Source organism: Weissella oryzae SG25 (assembly GCF_000691805.2).
GTDB lineage: Bacteria > Bacillota > Bacilli > Lactobacillales > Lactobacillaceae > Weissella > Weissella oryzae.
On record NZ_DF820534.1, the window covers coordinates 1 to 426 of the forward strand.

2 tRNA genes and 1 rRNA gene are annotated in these 426 nt (G+C 41.8%); all 3 read right to left on the reverse strand.

Annotation, left to right across the window (positions count from 1 at the left end):
- Positions 1-111 precede the first annotated feature (111 nt).
- Positions 112-184 (reverse strand) — tRNA-Ala (locus tag TT13_RS10905).
- Positions 185-188: 4 nt separating this feature from the next.
- Positions 189-262 (reverse strand) — tRNA-Ile (locus tag TT13_RS10910).
- Between the two features lie 94 nt (positions 263-356).
- Positions 357-426, reverse strand: a 16S ribosomal RNA gene (locus tag TT13_RS10915); the annotation flags it as partial.

Sequence of the window (426 nt, forward strand, 5' to 3'; positions counted from 1 at the left end):
TCAAAAAATTACGCAGTGTAATTCTCGGTGTAATTAATATAAATATTAATAACTAAAAATTTACAAATAGATTCAGTTTTCAAAGAACTAAATATGCCACCAAAGTGACAATGGAGAATAGCGGGATCGAACCTCTGACCTCCTGCTTGCAAAGCAGGCGCTCTCCCAACTGAGCTAATTCCCCATGATAGGACTGAGAGGACTCGAACCTCCGACCTCACCGTTATCAGCGGTGCGCTCTAACCAGCTGAGCTACAATCCTATGAGGTTTGAGAGTCTCTCTAATATACTGAGTGTAAACCACTCAAAACTGAATAACGTTTTAATAAAATGTGTAGGTTTCCGATTTTCCTTAGAAAGGAGGTGATCCAGCCGCAGGTTCTCCTACGGCTACCTTGTTACGACTTCACCCTAATCATCTGTCCC